Raw genomic sequence first — 17,178 nt, 5'->3', positions numbered from 1 at the left:
CACGTCACCCACCCCTTGGTCATGCGGGACTGGCCGTCGAAGTAGTAGGCCTTCCCGTCGATCCTCTGCTCCCAGCGGGCGCTCCGGAAGGTCGAGGGGTTGAAGTAGTAGCGCTGCCCCGAGATGGTCTGCCACCCCGAGAGGGCCGCGCCGTCGGAGCCGAAGTACGTCCGGGACCCGTCGGCCTTCCACGTCACCCACCCCTTGGTCATGCGGGACTGGCCGTCGAAGTAGTAGGCCTTCCCGTCGATCCTCTGCTCCCAGCGCAGCGCGTAACCATCAGACCCCATGTAGTATCGATAGCCATTTACCGACACCCAGTCATTTTTAAGATCAGCGCCACTGCTCGTCCTGTATCGATAGCCGCGGCCGTCGTTGTAAAGCTGTCCCCCACCTTTGATAACTCCGCTATTGATGGCTTCGATAATGCCTTGAGCGTCAGCTTCTCCAAGCCTTTTCAGAAAAGTATCACTCTGCATCTTGAGAGCGTCGCCTGAGTTCGAGATAAACGCATGCTCAACAATAATGCCAGGGATGCCTCGCTGGCGAGCGCCGTTAATGACCGAATAGTAGTCCGCAACGCTACCATCGGGATACTTTGATCCGTTTTCGGAGTCGCGATGTTTAACCCCTCGATTATGGAGCCCCAGAGCCGCCAGTTTCGCAATCACCTTCTCGCCCAGCGTTTTGCCTGCAACATAGGTGTCGTGCTTGTAGCTGCTACTGTTCGGCACCCACACTTCGCACCCATAGGCTGCCGGAGTGGCAGAATTGATATGCAAGCTCACGAACACGGAGGCCCCAGCAGCAGCAGCTTTCTGTACTCGTTCCGAAAGACCAACATATACATCTGTCGAACGCGTCATGAACACGCTAATGCCATTGCGCTGAAGAGCTGCCTGGCAGTACTTCGCAATAGAGAGCGTAAGGTTTTTCTCAAGAAGACCATTGCCCGTGGCGCCGCTGTCGCTTCCCCCGTGACCAGCATCTAGAGCCACCACAACGCCCGGATAAGAAGCCGCTCTTGAAGCGGAAGCGGATGTAGGCAAAGCCACCGGAGCCGCAGCCCGAGAGGCAAGCGAGCCGTCGACCGCCTCCTCTATCACCTCTTTTGTAGAGGCATCCTCCACCAAACCCCCTTGGCCGTCTAAGGCAAGTGCCGAAATTTCAATCCCCCTCGCATCCGATGAGCTTTGCACCTCGAAAGCGTAAGTGTCGCCTTCCAGCCTCTCAGTGAACAACTCATCACATCCAGCTATTTTGTATTCCGCGGCCAGAAGCTGATATTTGCCTTCTTCAAGATTCGTTATCTCGAATAGAGCTGCCCCACCGTCGTATTCGCAGGCCTCTACGCTCCTCTCGCCACTTAGCGTGAGATACCTGAGCGTCGCGCTCTCGAGCGCAACATCATCGTCGGAGAGCGCAAACACCACGTTCTGCACCTCGCCAACAATCTGCATCGCCTCGTCGATATAAACAAAGCCGACAAGCGGTTGTGGATGGAAGCCAGTATCCGCACCTTCCGACTCATCCTCGGGTACCTCCAAATCGGCGCGGACTTCTTCGTCAACGAAAGCTACACCACCCTCGATCGACGCCGCCTCACTTCCAACTGTTTCGATCGGCAACTCATCGTCCGCGCCTAAGGAATCGGGCTCCGCAGAAGAGGTCGTGCCGCTATCCGAATCACTGGATAGAATTTTATCCACCTCTGGCAACTCGGCTTCGACCACAGACCCCGAAACAGCAGCACCGTGCTCTTCCGCATCTGCCCCATCATCAGCAAAAGCTAACGACGGCACCGTTGAAAAGCAGAGAAGAGCAGCCAGCGAACACGCCAACAGCTTTTCGGAGAGAGCGAATCTTTGCGATTTCACCATACTTGCCTACCTTTGCTGCGTTTACACCTCGTTACGGTAACCAATAATTCAGAAATTAACTACCTGTCAACCTCCAATTGCGACAGGATTCTAACATGGAAGCAGATGGCTCACCAGGTACTCAACCCACAAGAAAGCAAAAACGACATTGGAGCGGGGAGGCAACTAACCAAGAGTCATCGGGACAGCTCAAGTGCCTTTTCGGTCTCTTCCGAAAGAAACTCCGCCTCCCTCATAAGGAAAAGCACATCCGCAACATCCGTATGCTCATCAATGAAAGAAGAGACGCTTTCCTCGCAAAAACGCGAATCAATGATATACACATGCTTATAACGAGCGGCAAAGAGCGCCTCCATGCAATTAGTGTAGGAGTCCGACACGATCAATAGGCTTTCATTGGTCTCCGGCTCGTTGCCCTCTATTTCGATGAGGGCATAATCGGTATGGAACAGCTCGCTGTAGTGGTTAGCAAAACGATTCTGGTTCCATTCGCCAGACAAATAGGTCGCACGATCGTGAAGAGATGGCAGATCGGCCTTCTCGCCATCAATAAAGACCGATTTAACGTATTTATCCGCAGCTCCCGTGTCCATAACTGCGTCGGGCCATTCGTCCACCAGCCCTCTTCTTGCTAACGTGCCATAAAACAGCAGGCCATCATATGGCTGAAAGTCTTTCGCTTCGATAGGCACTGGCGCAAATCCCATAGCTTCGGAAATGTGGCAGTATGCCTCGTACGCCCCTTCCACGGTCCAATGGTGGTCCGTCTTGTACCAACCTGCGTTATATTCGTCGTACGGCAAATCGCCGCTCACCCACGTATAGCGCCGAGCATCGCGTTTGAACACTTCCTCTATTTGATCATACGTAAGCGGGTCAGAGACAAGCCGCGTTGCAGGAGAGTCGTTGAGATAGGGGGAATCCATTGCAAAATACACAAAGAAACGTTGCTCCGGATGCATATTCGCAAGATCGTCTATCCCGGTTGCAATGCGATCGCACAACTCGAAAACTTCCCCGTTGCTTTTTTCTGGCATCGAAAGCAAGCGCTGGGAGTCGGGCACCATCAAAAAACTTGATCCATAATACGAGGGGTAAACACCCCAACCAAACATTCTTTCAGATAGACAGATCGCCGATCGCTGAAGCCTCGCATTGCCAAGCAAGGCTTCAGCTTTTGCCGGGATGAAATTGCCTACCGTTGTCTCAATCGCCCTCTGCAGGCGCCCATCGAGGAAGCCTTCAACAGAAAGAGATCCCGCGAGGTCGACTTTTTCAACCCCGCCCGAAAGATATCTTGAATCTTCTGTAGTAAGCCATTTCGGCAATGGCACATCTACTCTTTCGCAGAGCATCAAAGAAACAGGACCGCACAGGAAAAGGCATATTATCGATGCGAAAACCACACCTCTCGCAAAGCCCATGGATTTCGCAACCATTACTTAGCAAGCTTTCTCTTCACCAACCGCAGCGGCGCTGTAGCGAAACGCCCGATTTTATAAGATCGGCTATTCTTAAGTCTTTTATTGGCCGCTTCTGCCTTCTTGAGCTTTCTCTCCAAGTCATTGGCACGGCGTCTCGCACTTTCCGCTGCCTTCTTCTGCCTATCGAAGCTCTGCTCAACATCCATCGCCTTCAGGAAAGCTTTGGAGTCGGCTGGCCTCATTACGAGCAATCCACCCTTTTCGTACTCGGGCAACGAGCCAAAATCTTTTCGAGCACAATGGAGAACAAGAAAAGGCGGCGTCGAGGCAAAAGTTCCCTCCAGCTCTTTCCGGGCTGCAAAAAAGACTTCAGTCATGTCCAGGCAACAAGCGTAGTAGCCATACACATGAGCGAATGTCTTGTCTCGCGTCACGATAGAGTCCTGGCGGATACGACGCTTGTAAAGGATCTCGTCGATGAATACGACAGCTCGAGCAGCAACGAGCGCCTGATAGGAAAAGGCGTTATCCTCATGCAGGATGCCCGGGTGGAATCCGATCTCATTCGACCTCAGAAAGTCTCTTCTCGCAGCAGACAGCCAAGCCGCAGGGCGGTAATCGTCGTTTTCAACCATTTCGCATAGCAGATCGGAACCCTTGTAAACACCGCCATACTCGCCCGATCGTAGATAATAATCCTTGTAGCCTGGGTAGCGCTCGGAAAGAGCGTCATTCTCGTAAAAAGCTTGCGCATTGAACATAATCATGTCCGGAGCATTTCCTCGAGCTGCAGCGTGGAGAAGCTCGCAAGCTCGGTCTTCCAGCAAGTCATCGCTATCCAAAAACACGACATACTCGCCAGCGGCAACTTCGATTCCGGCATTTCGAGCTCGGCTCAATCCAAGATTACGCTGCGAATATACAGAAATTCTTGGATCATTTTCAGCTCGCTCCAAGGCGACCAGCAACGAGTTGTCGCGAGAGCCATCATCTACGCAGATAATCTCTATCGCATTGAAAGTCTGCCCCGAAAGAGAATCCAGGGCCTCGCCCAGATAATCTTCAGTATCGAAAACTGGGACAACAATTGAAGCGAAGGGAGACCCATCCAACTGCGCTGGCTTCACGCAACGGAAGGAGGCATCTAGCCCAAGCGGTCGCTCGTGCTCCATTGATTGCGTTTTCAGCTGAGCAATTGCAGATTCTATATATCGCGAACACTCATACCCGTATTTGGTGACATACCAATCCTGCTCATGCCCGTACAACTCGAGTCCCGCACAGCGGTCAGAGGCCAGAACGTTGATAATCTCGACCAGGGCACCATAATCGCCTACAGTATCCAAGTTATAGCGCACCGTGCTCAAGAACTGCTCGCCGAAAGCCTTCTTCAGTTCTGGCCACAAATCTTTCTCTTCCAGTGTTTCCTGCAACTGAAAAAGCGCTTCAAGAAAGCAGAGGGGATCTTTCTTCTTTGTGTCTTCCGTACTCTTACCCGTATTAACACGATAACGCAAATAATCGCCTCCGAACGCTAGAAGCCTTTCCGCAAGGGCAACTGCGGACAAAGTGAAGCTCAAATCTTCAGCATTTGTCAGCGATTGAAATCTTAGGCCATGCTGGCGAATGAAATCGGCCCTGAAAAGTTTCGTACACGGTCCTGGATAAGTAATGCGAAACAGCGTCTCTGGCACGTCGCTTCGAGAGAACACCCCAGAAGGAGCCAGATGCATGCGGAGAAAGTCAAAGTTCTCGAACAGCTCGCCCGTCTGATTGTCGTACCTTCGACCACCGAACATAACGATATCGGTTACATGCTCCTCAGCTCTGCTTACAGCCTCCTGGAGCATTTCGGGCTCAAAGAAATCATCGGCATCTAAGAAAATGAAGTACTTCCCCGCCGCATGATCCATTCCCTCGTTTCGGGCCGTTCCCGCATTACCGCAATGCTGATATATGCTAATACGAGAATCGAGGACAGCGCGTCGTTCGAGAATCTCCAATGAATTATCCGTCGAAGAATCGTTGATTGCGACGAGTTCCCAGTCGCTCATAGTCTGCTTCTCGATGCTGTCTATACATTCGTCAAGGTAAAGACCCGCATTTCTAACGGGAACGATGACAGACACCAGCGGGCTGCCCAAGCTGTCGCCAACCGACGATTCGTTTTGCATTTTCTTATTCCTTACAATCCGTAAAAAACGCTATTGTCATTGCGTCTAAGTTTAGCCTTTCGCCACATGCACCCACAAACTCATGCCGATTCTCCACAAAGGACATGTCCCCAATTCGTACCCCTCTTTTCGCATCTTTAGGAACTCCTTCCGCCGCCAAAACTAAACGACCTCGCACAAATCGCGCCATACGCACGTTCCAGTCACTTGTGCAAAATACAACGGCTATCGCAAACGCCAGAAAGAACGAGGAAGAAAACATAGATTCTGTTATCCCTATTATGAAATATGCCCCTACCGTCGCAGCGCTCAACGACAGCTCAAGGCTCTTCCTGGAACGCTTCATCCGCCTTGTAAGCAACGCAACAGCGAGAAGAAAGGCAGCCAAGCCGAGTACTCCGGACACGAAAATTAACTCAAGGTACATATTATGGGTGTAATAGAGATGAAACCCGTCAACAATCAAAAGATCGTGTCCAGACACGCCTCGACCGTACATGATATGGTCGGAGTCAAGCAGCGAGAAAACGACATCCCAAAGAGGAGCTCTTCCCGATAAGTCAACCCGCTTCCCAAACACAGCCTGCAGCAAAAAACCAAAGTGCTCTTGAACCCTCATTATAACCACCAGCAGAGTCCCCAAGAACGACGCTCCCACAGGCAACAAGAGCGAAACGGCAGCTCCGATCTTTCGCCTGGCTGCAACAATGCAGAAAATAAGGAGGAACACATATGCCACTGTGCTTGTTTTTGAACCACCGAGCACCAATTGCCCCAAAGAAAGACTCGTGGCAAAAATACCCCAGATTGGAAATCTCCGCCCGACCAGCACATCAATGCAAAAGGCACACAGCGTGCACGGGAAAACAATCTGGTATACAGCATTTCTGTTTCCGTAAAAAAAGATAGACGGCGCCAGCATGCCTTGAGGCCAGATGATCATAGACGCGAGATTGACCATGCACAGCAGCACTGTTACGAAGAAGACCGAATAGAGTAACTCAGCCCTACGGAAACCAAGCGCAACCATCACAACCAAAATGCAAGGCAGCCACGCATCAAGCCAAAAGCGCAAATCCCCTCCATTCGCGGCCGTTGAGAGAAAAACAATGGCGACCAGAGCCACAAGAGCCCAGATCGAAAAAGGCAGCTTGCGTGAACTGGCAACAAAATATGCGCATGCTAGCACGGTGGCAATGCACAGATATATCTGCGATGCCACAAGCGCCTCTTCGCCACCAACTTGATACACAAAACGTGGGCGAAAAGCAGGAGCCAGCAAAGCAGCAATTGCAAAAACAACACGAAGGTTAATTTTTCGCTCACCAACACGACTCGTTGCAAAACTTATGCCCATTGCGCCATTCCCGTCAATTTGCCTCCAATGCCGTATCACCCTTCAGCGCAGAAGACAATTGAACGAGGGGCACTGGGTCGTGCAGTGAGGTAATCGCCCTATAGACCCTCTCGCAGCAACGACCATCTCTGAATTTGAATGTTGATTCGCCTCTTTGCGCATATAAAGGTTCCAGGATGAAATTGCGAGCCCAAACGTCGCGAACCTCTCTGTCGAGATCCTCGCCATTGGTTACGACAGGGCCGAAACCGTCTCGCTCGTCGTCGAAATAGCCACGTACAGAATGATGGCCTGTAGAGAAATACTCCTCCTGATCGAATTGGTAGTAAATGCAGGGGCAGCCAACATAGGCTGCATCGAACGAGGCGGAAGAGTAGTCGGTAATGAAAAGAGAGGCGTTTGCTAAATAGTCCTGGATAGACGCGCCATCGCCATTATGTCCATACTCGATGCCATCGGGAACTGAAAACAATCCAGCATCAACATACTCAGCTATGTTCGCGTGGGGGAAGAAGACAACACGCACTCCTGCTTTTATCAAATCGCCGACAACATCGCTGCGCAACACATCCTCCCAGTGCTTGCAATAGGGGGAACGAGAAAACTCTGGATTGACGGCGCGCTCGTTGCTATGATCCTTCGCGTCACCCATCAATCCTTTGCGCCAGGTGGGCATAATGAGCACCATATGCTCCCCGGGTTCTTTCGTTTCCGCCTTTTTCAAAAGCGCATCGTGCCGCGGAAGACCCGTCAGAGCCACTTCTCGGGAGCTTTGAATGTAGCTGCTCCCGTCCGCAACAATGGAATCATACTCAAATTCAGTCGAAGTGATAAACAGGTTGACCTCCCTTTTGGTATTAAACCAGCTAGACAGGTCGCTTCGAAGAATGCCGTGTTGAAGGCAGATGATATCTTTGGTCAAACAGAACTGGTCATTATAATAAGAAGTTACATAATTATCAAGATGACTGCTAATAATTGTGGAGCATCTCTTCAGAATCTCTTCATGCCCCTTCGAACCAAAGTCAAGCAGCTCGAAACCTTCTTTTTTCAGCCTCTGCCAATCCTTACTTGTTTTTCGAAGAGCGAAAAGAGCCTTTTGCTCGGGATGATGCTTCTTCAAGTACCTATAGAAGTGCTCCCCGTTGTCATCCGCTTGGGTATCTCGATCCATGACAATCCAGATGTCTTCTTGAGGCATGTATAGGGGCCATTTCTCCGCATAATGATCCACTATATCCTTCAGCTTAGCGCCATTCTCGAACACCTTGCCTCGGACGTCTATTTCCACTTGCGCGGCATTTCCGAACAACAGCTCCAATTCCTCATCGAGATTGTTGTAGGCCAAGTACACTTCGTACGACCGATACAGTTCTCGACCAAGGTAGGAGTGCGAGGTGGCCTTAATCTCATTGGGCGCATAGCGGACACCCGAAAGAGAGTACGTAACGTCATCGGAAAACGCAATAAAGTGCAGAAGCCGGCTCCGCTGATCGACTCTTCTTAAATAGACACGTTGTTTGAGGGGACGCTCATGCTTGAAACCTTGCACCCATGCGTTCTTATGCTCAAACCCCATACGATTATTGTGCCTACTGAAAATCACGCCTTGATCAATGTACGAAAACACATCACTCATGATCCCGTAAGCTTCATCAACTTCGTCCGAAGAAAGAAAAGCGGAACGCTCAGGATGATCAACGTAATATCGCAGGTACCATGCCAGGTCATACATAACAGTAATTTGTATGTTCTCTGGAACGTAACCTTTTGCCTCTTTGGCAAACCTCAGCAAGTCCAAATAGCCCAGCTTGGTCTGATTGAGAACTTTCTCTGGCTTCGACCACGAGGTGTCCAACAGGGAGTTCGCCGCTTCTCTCTTTCTGTAGTAGTAAATCGGGTTTCTTAGAAATCCAATGCTTCCGTGCTCAAGTCCTAAAATATATTTATTCGTGAAATGGCCATCTTCAAACGAAGGCTTTATTCTTTCGTCGGCCGTCAAATTCTGCCGACGGATTTCCTCCATTCGGTATAGACTCCTATTAGCCGATTCTATAATTGGCAAATGCTCCTCATCGTCGAATCGGTAAAAACGATTGCCCTTTTCAAACCTGTTTTTAAGGGGATGATTGTCGACCACGGTGCGCGTTCTCTCGTTATAGAACACCTCCTTGATGCCCAGTAGCATCAGCTCTGGGCGTGCAGCAATCACTTTGTCTATCTTTTCGAAGTAATCGGCAGGCAAAAAATCATCCGGATCAGCAAAGGTCACCCAATCTGCCTCGACGAACGGCATACCCGCATTTCGAGCCGACGGCAGCCCTCCATTTTCCTTTCTTACATATTGGATCAATTCAGGGTATCGCTGCTGCCATGCTCTAATGATGGACGGTGACTCATCGGTAGAGCCATCGTCAACCATAATTAGCTGGAGTCGATCTCTCTTGATCGACTGGCCAATAACGCTTTTTAAAAAGTCTTCTAGGTACGGAGACACGTTGTACACAGGCGCTACAATTGCGTAGGAGGAAACAGGGTTGTAGGAATTTGCCGACACCTTGTATCCAACCAAATCCTTTATTCGTTTAATCTTGTACAAGTTTTTCTCAGAAATCCGATCCCGGGTCACTCTTTTCACGCGCGCAAGCATCCAGCACCCCTTATATACAAATCGCATTAGCTAATGACAGTCTCGTCTATTGTAAAACACAGAGCATGGACTTATCGGGTGTGCCGAGAAAGGAATCGCCCCGACAACACACGCGCTACAAAAGCTACGATCCTTCTTGGGCGCGACCTAAAGCTCCCGCCATGCCGCACTGGTAATCCTGAGCATTTAAAAACTACTTTCGATCAACCTCCCGTCCAGCCATTAGCTCACACGCCATCGAGCGAGCAAATGCGCGCATGCCCGCAGAATTGGGATGCATTGCGTCTCCTCCCCACATCAGATTCCCGCCAAGCCATTGACGGCCTCCCTCATGCGCGGTCACAGACCCGCCCCACAGGCCAGCAAAACCGATGATAGAGCTCTCCAAAACAGCTGCCTGATCCGTATAAGGCACACCAGCAGGCCAAGGCATCGGAAACAAATGGACTTCAGCGTCAGGGAAAAAACGATCGCGAGTGTCGAGACAGTCTCCAACTCCCCGCAGCACACCTTCCGCTGTCTGATTTGAAGCTACATCGTTAATTCCTCCCGCAATTATTATCAGACCAACATCGCTCCGCTCTTCTGGCGTCATGTCTTCAGCCAACATAGTCAGCTCGTCATTGAAGTTCTGCCCAGGAGCTATGCCACCATGGTGTGCCCACCCCGCTCCACCAACACCCTTGTGAATTACATTTTCAAGAGAAAGATCGCGCCCCAAATACCACCACTACGACGTCTCATCAGAGGTGCTCGACAAGACGCCATCCGTAACGGTGCCAGCAGCCCACGAATCTCCCACGCATACCACCGTCTCCCCTACCAGCTCTTTAGCAAAATCACAATTCTGGAGGTCGACGCTGTTGTACCAACGCCCCCGAGATTTCGTTTCCGCCGACGAATTAACAACTTCGTCCCCCCTGGGCAACATTCAATGAAACGAAATACCCCCCATCGCAACTGCCGCTGAGAGCAAAATCCCAATCGCTGCCCTCATTTCTTCGCCACCAACTCTCTCGTCTCTCTATATCACACGCAGATCTCGTAGCCTGCGCTCGATAAACGACCCACACTACTCCGAACCTAGAATTATTAGTCCAACCAAATTGGCCCGCGCCACATCGAGCTCCTGAAGCTCCTTTTTAAGGCTGTCCACGCTGTCAGACCACAAGCGCACCGCGATCACCGTCGCATCACAGCTATTGGCAATTCTTGCGCTCTCCGTACAACATGAAATCGAGGGACAAATATTCACCACCACTCCCCCCCATGACAATCTTTGAATTCCATCTTGCGCTCCTTCATCAGAGTCCGCAACAGAGCATGAGATACCCGCCGAAAGAGAATGATGCAATGCATCCAAGACATCCTGCTTGGAGCCTAGAGACAGGAGGCACACACTCTCGAGCCCATCAGGCATCAAAAACTGAATATCCATGAGCATTCGCTCAGCGAAATTGGCGCGATCGTTCGTGCTCAATATGGGAACTTTTGCGACTTCACGAGCTTCCTGCGCGTCCCTTATCGGTCGCTTAAGAGAGTCCAAGAGCACAACGACACATATTGCTGCAACTGCTCCACCCAAAACACCTACTAAACAAAATTTGAAAAACCCTTTGATTCGAGTGTCTTCCGCCATGAACGCATTAGTCACTGAGATATAAACTGAATTGAGCGCAGCAATGCGATCGGCTGTTGAAACGCCAGGGGCAAATTCCGTGGGATCACCACCAATTAGCGACTCGCTTTCCGCAACCCCCGCTTGATAGCTATCAGCAATACCCCGCAAAGTCGCCCTCGCCGACTCTGTAGTCGTATCTACGAGACCGTTCGCGATCTCCAGCGCCTCAGCAGCACCCGGCCCTCGAACGGAAAAAACAATCTCTTGGCTATTCGCATCGCTCGTCAGCGAAATCAAGTCTGGATCGTAGTCCACATCGGCCACCGTATCTCGAGCAACAGACTCAAGAAGACTCTGCACGCCCGATGAGGACAGCACGCCTGTTGGCTCGGATGTCACAATACTGGTCTTGGCGCTGTATGGATTCCAGAAATCAGCAGAGGTAAGGTAATACCCCACGGCAGCAAAAACACACACGCAGATAACTGCAACGGCATTAACAGAATAATGCTTTAGGATCTTAAGAACATCTCGTAGCGTCATAGCATCTTTCCTTACTCAGCATTTTTCTGCCCGAGGTATGATACGTACCACTGCGCAAAAGCACGCAAACCCTCTTCAAGACGAGTCGCCGGACGAAAGCCAAAGTCTTTTTCAAGCTCGCTCACATCGGCAAAGGTTTTGTACACGTCTCCCGGCTGCATGGGGAGAAGCTCATGAGCAGTCGCCTTTTCTGCAACACCTTCGTCAATCAGAACTTCCTCAAGAACATCCACAAAGCGCATAAGAGGCTCAGGATTACTATTGCCAATGTTGTAGACCTTGAATGGCACACCGTCCATATTGCGTATAGGAGGCTGATTCATAACGTCGATGATACCCTCTACCACGTCATCAATATAGGTAAAGTCTCGCTGGAGATTGCCCATATTGTAAATCTGAATTGGCTCACCGTTGGCGATTTTGTCCGCGAACTTAAAGTAGGCCATATCCGGTCGCCCCATAGGCCCATACACCGTGAAAAACCTCAACCCTGTACATGGAATATCATACAACTTGGAATACGCATGGGCCATAAGCTCATTAGACTTCTTCGTCGCCGCATATAGAGATACCGGGGAATCCGTCCTGTCAGACACCGAATAGGGGACCTTCTCGTTTGAGCCATAGACCGAACTAGAGCTTGCAAATACCAGATGCTCCACTGGATAATTTCGGCACATTTCCAGCACATTGAAAAAACCCACCAGATTAGATTCAATATACGCCGATGGGTTCTGTATGGAGTACCTCACCCCAGCCTGGGCAGCTAGATTTACAACCACATCAAAAGTATGCGACTCGAATATACGCTGCATTGAAGACATATCCGAAATGTCACCTACAATAAAATCGAACTGACCAGAGCGATCCGAGTCTCTTATCATGCTCAAGCGATCCTGTTTAATTGACGGATCGTAGTAATCGTTCATGTTATCAACGCCGACAATATGGCAGTCGGTATCCTCTACCAGCTTTTTACAAAGAAAGCCGCCGATGAACCCCGCAGCCCCTGTTACAAGAATCTCTTTCAAATCGATCACACCTACTTCAACACACGTGCCTTCGTGGCGCTAGACCCATTGCGAACCTCAATCGCAGTCACGCCGGTTTCCTTGATTTGCATGAAGAAAACGTCATTCCTTGGACAGTATAGGAGAAAACAGCTGTCAGCGCAGCCCTCATCACGCCATATTCTGGAATAAGCACCGAAGCGACAGCGATGCCTGCAGTATCAGCGCGATCAGAAACGCTTGCACGCTGCTTGTCGAGACTCGTAAAACGCACTGATCCCGATCGCTCTGACCCCGCAGCCACCCTTCGACTAAAGCTATTCGCACACTGTCGCTTTAAGAATGGTACTCGGAGCATGTGTGGTAGTATTTTAAACACAGCATATCGCTATTGGCGGTTTGGTTCGCCAGCCATACGGAGAATCGGAATGCGCACCGAATGCCGCATACGATTGCGAACCACTGAATTGAAACCTGGTGGTTAGTCTAAGCACTGGAATGGAAGGTCTGTTGCTTATGAACGACGTAGTGCGCTTTTCTCTGAATAGCCCGATGGAAAATGGAAGCAGTATAGGACTAATCAGTGTAATCATTCCCGTTTATAACACTTCACAGTACTTGAAAAGATGCATTGACAGCCTTTTGTCCCAGACTTACCCTGCCATTGAAATTATGCTGGTAGACGATGGCTCCACAGACACCTCTGGTGCGATCTGCGACGAATATGCAAAGAGCTATCCCAACGTCAAATGCATCCATAAGGAAAACGGCGGCCAAGGATCCGCCAGAAACGAAGGCTTATCCTCTATTCACGGTGATTATATCGGTTTTGTCGATAGCGATGACTGGGTCTCGCCCGAAATGTATAGAAGATTTGCAAAGGCGATCGAGGAGACCGGAGCTGATGTTGTTCAGACAGGGTGCCTAAGGCTCACAAGCGAGAGAGAGGCACATCTAAGCGATATCGGACCAGTTTCGCTCTATCGGGATAAAAGCATCCTTGAGCGATATTTGCACGACGGTATGACGGGAGGGAGCTATTCGGTATGCACCTGTCTGTTTAAACGAGCCGTCTTAGAAGGCTTGACTTTTCGAGAGGGCAAAAGGAACGAGGACATTGACTTTAAATACGAGGCACTGAGACACGCCCACCTGTATGCAGTAATTGAGGCTCAGGACTATTTCTACTGGCAAATAGGCAGCAGCACCACACGGGGCGGTTTGGTCAAAGAAGACTTCGATTTGTACGAAGCAGCTCGAATTTTGCGTGATCTTTCTAGCACTGAGGGGCATGAAATTGCGAGATTGGGAATGCAGAAAGAGGCACGGACGGCCTTTTCCCTCTTGAGCAAGGTCGCTTACTACGGTATAGACGATCCCTCTATCCAAAAGAAGGAGGTAGTTGAAAGATTCAGGCGAGAGCTGAGACAAAACTATTTTCTCCTGCTATCGTCCCCGATGTCGTGTTTGCGAAAAGTGCTAATGACGTTATTTGTTTTGAACTATCCTTTTGCAGAGGCTATGGTTTCCGTTTTTCGAAAGGTGAGAGTGTAAAATGAACGGAGGGCGACAGCGAAAGACTATTGCCTGCGTGGCGTATCTTCATGGGGCCGGAGGGGCCGAACGACAGATAGTTGCAGTTGCAAACGCGCTGGCTTCTATCGGATACGATGTTCACCTTGTTATCCTAGCCTCAAACAACTCTTTCTATCCAATTGATTCTCGAGTGACCATTCACGATGTTTCCGGGAGAGAACAAAATCGCAGATCCATCTTGGCCAGATTCGCAGGATTAAGCAAAGTCTTGTTCAATATTCGTCCTGATGTAGTCATAAATTACTGGCTCCAGTCGGCTTTCTTTTGTGCTGTTTTACCTAAGAGAATACGCGGGTCTATCGTCTATTCAGAGCGCGGTGATCCGGCAGATAAGGAGTACCAGGGAGTACTTAGCCTAGTTCGAAAGCTTGCCTTTGGACGCACGGCTGCATTTGTTTTTCAGACGAGAGAAGCCCAATCCTTTTTTCCGCCCAGAGTGCAAAACCGGTCAGCCATAATCCCTAATTTTCTGTTTGTTCCCGATTCTGAGGTTTGGACAAAACCCCAGAATTGCCGTCCCGTCATTTTGAATGTGGGTCGGTTAGAACCGCAAAAGAATCAGCTCATGCTCATCAAGGCTTTTTCTCTGGTAAAGAAAAAGATTGATTCTGCTTTTTTAAGCATCATAGGCTCGGGCTCCCTTGAATGCGAATTAAAGAATGCAGTTAAGGATTACGGCCTGGAAGGGTCGGTTGCGATATCGCCTCCAGGAGGGTCTGTCCTTCGCCTCATGACCTCTTCTTCGATGTTTGTCCTGTCATCGAGTTACGAAGGAATGCCCAATGTGCTGCTAGAGGCAATGGCGGTTGGCTGTCCTTGCATTACTACAGATTACAGGCCGCTGGGATCAGTAGCAGCGTTGGTCAACAACAATGTAGACGGACTTGTAGTTGCCAACGATTCGCCCGACGAACTGGCTTCGGCAATGATTAGGTTGCTCGCCGAAGACGAGCTTGCGAATAGCCTGAGCGAGCAGGCTCGCAAGATAAGGGGCAGGCATTCCACCGAACGTATTCTATTTATGTGGGAATCCTTTTTGAAAGAGTATGCGTTTGACGCCGATCCAACGAAAGGAAATCTATGATGGTGTTTGACTACCTCGAAAAGGTGTGCTCTTTCTTGCGCATTGCAAAGTTCAAGCTCGTCTACGGAAAGAAAATTGCCTGGAAGGGTCATGTTCAAATGAGGCGCAACGTCGTCATCAACATCCATAGCCACAGACCAGTTGCTCTTGAAATCGGGCGAAATGTCTTCATGAATAACTATTGTTCGATTAACTGTAACGATAGAATAGTAATTGGCGACGATGTTATGTTTGGTGAGAGTGTTCGGCTGTACGATCATAATCACATTTTCGAGAAGAAAGATCAGCCGATTTCAGAACAGGGGTTAAAGCTGGGGACAATCATTATTGAAGACAATTGTTGGCTTGGCGCAAATGTAGTTGTATTGGCTGGCGTTCGGATAGGAGCAGGAAGCGTGATTGGGGCAGGTGCGGTTCTATCGAAATCCATTCCCCCTAACTCAGTAGTCATCGCCCATCAAGATTTACGCATTCGTCAAAGATAGGGCATTCTAAATGCGTGGTGCGATTGCTTGGAATGCTTGCGCTCGGCAGCACTCAAACGAAAGAGTTATGCATCTGGTGGGTGAGAATCAATTTGCTAACAGAAACCAACAATAGCAGCTTTCTGTCTTCTCCGGCATTTCACCAGGTTAACCTGGCTTTGCTATTGATAGCAAGTATCTGCTTTTACACTGAGTCTACAAAGCTAGTTTTTTTGGCACTATCATGTGTGGGGATAATCGCCGAAATGCTAAGCGTTTTGGAGGAAATCCTTCGAAGCAGGAGAGTTGTTTTCGAGCCATGCGTTTGCTGGTTGGCGTTAATCTATCTGATGTTTACAACATATGGCGTCTTGTTTCCCCGGTATGGAGACTACAATTGGGACGCGATGATTTTTAATTGCGCTTCAGGTATAGCAGTATACTTTTCCTTGTGCGGAATTGCGCGATCATCCAAAGGGTTAGAAGGCCTTTTTACGACGCTCTCATTTGTCGCCCTTTCGGTTCTGATTGTAATTGCTGCTCGGGAGTACAGCTTTTTTGGGAGTAGCACTAGACTGGGCGATTCCCTGAGCGGAAACGTAAATACCGCAGGAAGAAGCTTGGGGGGGCTTTCGGTCTTTCTGGCCTTTTGGGTGATGAGAAAAGGATCCATAGGATCCGTCACTTTATTCTCTGCTGTATGCGTTGCCATCTTGTTAACCGGATCGAAGGGAGCCCTTGTATTTATTGCGGCTGACCTCATCTTAATCCAACGTATGGCGAAAAGCAAAGCTCTAGCCAATTTAGCCCTTATTGGGATGATTGCGCTTGCATGCCTCCTTGTTTTCGGAACCCCACAGCTCTATAACGTGCTAGGGGAACGTTTGGAGGATGCTTTTTACCAGATTTTTGGGATAGGTCCAGGGCACTATTCACGTTCAACTGATTCCAGGAGCGGGATGATAAAAGAAGGGTTGACCGCCTTCCTAGACTATCCACTTTTTGGGGGTGGCGAAAGATACTTTGCGTCAATCTCCTCTTACGGTTACGCATACAGTCACTGCAATTACGTTGAGCTGTTGTGCAACTACGGCATAGTGGGCCTGACTATATTTTATGCTCCCTGCCTGTATCTTTTTTTCGTTGCCCTGCGAGACAGTTTCAATGGAAATGTTTTTGCAAAAGTGATAGTTGCTTCACTTGCTGCATTTTTCGTTGCCGATTGGACTACTGTTACATACTCTAGTATTGTGATGACATATTTTCCCGTGTTGGTTGCATTCGTTTTTGTCCGACTTTACCGGCCAAATAGAACAAGTGAATCGACAGGGGTTACACGCACCGATAAAGTCGAGGCGTGCCTTTAGCAATATTC

12 protein-coding genes are annotated in these 17,178 nt (G+C 49.6%); 4 read left to right on the top strand and 8 right to left on the bottom strand.

All coding sequences use genetic code 11. From position 1 onward, the window contains the following. The 8 genes from AAK988_RS10790 to AAK988_RS10755 all read right to left on the bottom strand — a co-directional run. Window positions 1-1,880: N-acetylmuramoyl-L-alanine amidase (locus AAK988_RS10790; RefSeq protein WP_369880743.1), on the bottom strand; the 1,880-nt coding region annotated here is incomplete at its 3' end. Between the two features lie 176 nt (window positions 1,881-2,056). Beyond that, the gene (locus AAK988_RS10785; RefSeq protein WP_369880742.1) at window positions 2,057-3,319 is read right to left on the bottom strand and encodes a DHHW family protein; all 1,263 of its coding nucleotides are present in this window, start codon (window positions 3,317-3,319) and stop codon (window positions 2,057-2,059) included. Next, complete coding sequence (locus AAK988_RS10780; RefSeq protein ID WP_369872615.1) at window positions 3,319-5,478, bottom strand: glycosyltransferase; 2,160 nt, start codon at window positions 5,476-5,478, stop codon at window positions 3,319-3,321. Before AAK988_RS10780 ends, AAK988_RS10785 begins: the two co-directional genes overlap by 1 nt. Before the next feature lie 4 nt (window positions 5,479-5,482). Next, window positions 5,483-6,835: an O-antigen ligase family protein gene (locus AAK988_RS10775; protein ID WP_369872616.1), complete on the bottom strand. Its 1,353-nt coding sequence runs from the start codon at window positions 6,833-6,835 to the stop codon at window positions 5,483-5,485. 13 nt (window positions 6,836-6,848) lie between these two features. Continuing rightward, a complete protein-coding gene (locus AAK988_RS10770) occupies window positions 6,849-9,485 on the bottom strand; it encodes a bifunctional glycosyltransferase/CDP-glycerol:glycerophosphate glycerophosphotransferase (protein WP_369872617.1) in 2,637 nt (878 codons plus the stop codon). A 193-nt stretch (window positions 9,486-9,678) separates the two neighbouring features. Further along, entirely contained in the window at window positions 9,679-10,095 is a 417-nt protein-coding gene (locus AAK988_RS10765) for an SGNH/GDSL hydrolase family protein (protein ID WP_369872618.1), read from the bottom strand. A gap of 462 nt (window positions 10,096-10,557) precedes the next feature. Further along, complete coding sequence (locus AAK988_RS10760) at window positions 10,558-11,649, bottom strand: YveK family protein (protein ID WP_369872619.1); 1,092 nt, start codon at window positions 11,647-11,649, stop codon at window positions 10,558-10,560. Window positions 11,650-11,660: 11 nt separating this feature from the next. Then, window positions 11,661-12,689 carry an NAD-dependent epimerase/dehydratase family protein gene (locus AAK988_RS10755; RefSeq protein ID WP_369872620.1) on the bottom strand — a complete coding sequence of 343 codons (1,029 nt, stop codon included), beginning with the start codon at window positions 12,687-12,689 and terminating at the stop codon, window positions 11,661-11,663. Between the two features lie 486 nt (window positions 12,690-13,175). Here AAK988_RS10755 and AAK988_RS10750 point away from each other — a divergent pair, with 486 nt between their 5' ends. The 4 genes from AAK988_RS10750 (at window position 13,176) to AAK988_RS10735 (ending at window position 17,170) form a co-directional block, all read left to right on the top strand. After that, the gene (locus AAK988_RS10750; RefSeq protein ID WP_369872621.1) at window positions 13,176-14,213 is read left to right on the top strand and encodes a glycosyltransferase family 2 protein; all 1,038 of its coding nucleotides are present in this window, start codon (window positions 13,176-13,178) and stop codon (window positions 14,211-14,213) included. 37 nt (window positions 14,214-14,250) lie between these two features. Then, a complete protein-coding gene (locus AAK988_RS10745; RefSeq protein ID WP_369872622.1) occupies window positions 14,251-15,339 on the top strand; it encodes a glycosyltransferase in 1,089 nt (362 codons plus the stop codon). Next, window positions 15,336-15,824 carry an acyltransferase gene (locus AAK988_RS10740; protein WP_369872623.1) on the top strand — a complete coding sequence of 163 codons (489 nt, stop codon included), beginning with the start codon at window positions 15,336-15,338 and terminating at the stop codon, window positions 15,822-15,824. The genes AAK988_RS10745 and AAK988_RS10740 overlap by 4 nt, the downstream gene beginning before the upstream one ends. A 245-nt stretch (window positions 15,825-16,069) precedes the next feature. Next, the gene (locus AAK988_RS10735; protein WP_369872624.1) at window positions 16,070-17,170 is read left to right on the top strand and encodes an O-antigen ligase family protein; all 1,101 of its coding nucleotides are present in this window, start codon (window positions 16,070-16,072) and stop codon (window positions 17,168-17,170) included. The last annotated feature ends 8 nt before the right edge of the window (window positions 17,171-17,178 follow it).

This window comes from Adlercreutzia muris (assembly GCF_041223505.1).
Lineage (GTDB): Bacteria > Actinomycetota > Coriobacteriia > Coriobacteriales > Eggerthellaceae > Adlercreutzia > Adlercreutzia muris.
Note: the sequence above shows the minus strand (reverse complement) of the source record. Positions and strands in the feature narration are given on the sequence as shown.